Source organism: Ruminococcus sp. AM43-6, from assembly GCF_003461785.1.
Classification (GTDB): domain Bacteria; phylum Bacillota; class Clostridia; order Oscillospirales; family Ruminococcaceae; genus Hominimerdicola; species Hominimerdicola aceti.
Window position 1 is genome coordinate 1 of sequence record NZ_QTXU01000062.1, and the last position, 2,202, is coordinate 2,202.

3 protein-coding genes are annotated in these 2,202 nt (G+C 44.4%); all 3 read left to right on the plus strand.

Features of this window, described 5'->3' with window-relative positions; all coding sequences use genetic code 11:
- The first annotated feature begins 125 nt into the window (after window positions 1-125).
- Genes DW938_RS14910 through DW938_RS14245 form a run of 3 tightly spaced genes read left to right on the plus strand, consistent with a single transcriptional unit; the run spans window position 126 to window position 2,102 of the window.
- Entirely contained in the window at window positions 126-404 is a 279-nt protein-coding gene (locus tag DW938_RS14910; protein WP_181983524.1) for a hypothetical protein, read from the plus strand.
- On the plus strand, window positions 397-669 hold the full coding sequence (locus tag DW938_RS14240; RefSeq protein ID WP_181983523.1) for an AbrB/MazE/SpoVT family DNA-binding domain-containing protein: 273 nt from the start codon (window positions 397-399) through the stop codon (window positions 667-669). Before DW938_RS14910 ends, DW938_RS14240 begins: the two co-directional genes overlap by 8 nt.
- On the plus strand, window positions 666-2,102 hold the full coding sequence (locus DW938_RS14245; RefSeq protein ID WP_118125574.1) for a DUF3849 domain-containing protein: 1,437 nt from the start codon (window positions 666-668) through the stop codon (window positions 2,100-2,102). Before DW938_RS14240 ends, DW938_RS14245 begins: the two co-directional genes overlap by 4 nt.
- The last annotated feature ends 100 nt before the right edge of the window (window positions 2,103-2,202 follow it).

The following is a 2,202-nucleotide window of genomic DNA, read 5'->3' on the forward strand; positions in this document are numbered from 1 at the left end:
TACGACGGCGGCTGTCAGTATGCGGAACTCCTCATATCCAATTACGATACGAGCGAGAGAGCAAGGTCTGTACGCCAGCTCTCGCTGTTTGACGATGAAACAGACAATTTTGGAGGTATAATTTTATGAAAAAGATAATTTTTGCACAGGTACTCACAACAAATGGAAAGACCGAATTTTCGGGACTTTACGATGAAAACGGGAATCCCGTAAGAGTAGAAACAGAGTGCGACGGCGGCGGTGTTTCTCTCACGATATGGCGTAATGCTCCCGAAAGAGAACGCCGTGATTGTGGTATCTCGGATGAAGAGATCGAACGGACTTGCTCCATGCATGATGATTGTGGTAATTGTCCATTGTATGCTTACTGCGGCGAGGAAACGGAGGAATGCAGTGATGAATAAAATTGTACGGGTGTTAGGAAAGAAAGGCAGAATTACGATACCCTATGAAATACGGCTTGCCCTTAATATACGGTCAGGGAATATTCTTAGCTTTGACGCCAAGGGAAATACGATAACTGTTACAAAGGAGAAGCTGTGTGACGACTGCAAATCGGAAAGTGAACCGCTTGATTCCTTTGTAGAGTCACTTGTGCTGGAGGAAAGAGAAAGGCTTTTAAAAACTCTTATGAGACTTAAAAGAAAAGGAGCTGTGAAAAACGTATGAGTTATCTGTACAGACAATCTTTTGAAAACGCAAAACTCACCGGAGAAATTGAGGCATACCGTGAAAGCCGGACGGAAAATATCCGCTGTAAAAAAGCGATAGAATCGGCTATTTCAGATAGTTTCGACGGTTTCACTCTGAATAAAAATGGGGCTAAAAAGGTCATAGCCGATTTCGGTTATGACCGTACAATGTGGGTGCTTGCCGCAAGCATTCTTAATAAGAAAGATGACGGTCGTTTCTCCCGTGAGAACAAGGAGTGGACAAGGTCTGTTATCCCCTCATATCTTCCCCAAAAAGAAATGCGCGAATACTGTGTTTATTCTCATCCCGCCGTGCTTAACGGCTTTATCGATCAGGTAAAGAAAAGATATGACAGGCTCGGACTTGTGGGCGAAAAACAGTGCGTTCAATCCGATAAGCCGCAGGATTACGAAAGAAAGCTGTTGATCCTCAAGCCCGAAATCCTTAACGAACAGTTCAAGGACCCAATAAATCAGTATTTCTACGCAGCAGGCGGCTTTGGCTGCGATCCCGAAAAATCGGGCAGAAAGGTATTCGGGCAGTTCCTTGCGGACGACGAAAAAGCACAATTCTACCGTGAGGATTTCTTCGGAGTTGCCGACTATGAGCAGCTTCCGAAATGGGCGGTTGAACGGCTTGAACAGATCGAGGCTCCGCAGATGAAGATCAGGATTTTTCAGATCGACCATGAAAAGGACCGTAATAAGCTCGCTTTTATGAATTACGACTACACACAATCACATGGCGGCATAAAAGCTGAGAATTACCGTCAGATTTACGGCGGTACTGTGACCTGTGACAGCCTTGAAAGTGTTTTCGCCCTTTGCAATTCGGACAAAACACCTCCCGGATATCTCGGAGAGTCGATGTCAGTCAGCAATGTCATTGAAATCTGCGACGGCAAGGATAAAGGCTTTTACTTCTGCGACAGCGTTGGATTCAAGCCGATAGACTTCGATATCGATAAAACAAATCATTCGGATATAATGAAAATTCTTATCGTGGAAAACGGAAAAGCTCCATATGAAGCTGAAATTCGCAATGATATCCATGCCATGCAGTCGGTGGTCGGAGGATGTATTGAGCCCATATATTTTGAACCAAAGCAGGACGCAATCGTCTGGTGTAATGACGAATTTCTGCTGAACGGTTCAGAGCCTAACAGGATTGTGGGTGCAACACTTGTCCACGGCACTTTTTACATCTCAGGCAACTATCAAAATGAATACGGCGAGTGGGATAGCTGTTCACTTACCGATGAACAGATCGAAAAGTACAAGGAGCAGTTTAATCATGTGGTAGTAAATCTGCCGGGCATAGGGCTTATCGCAGTGAGGGAAACCAAGCCGGAAATAATCGAACCGGACGAAGAATTTGAAGAAGAACATGAAATCGAACAGACCATGTAAAGGAGAATGAAATTATGAAAATACACGCATCTATCAACAGAATGGTAAACAAAGAGGATTCGGCAATCAAGGCATATGCCAGCGTAACAATGGACGGTAT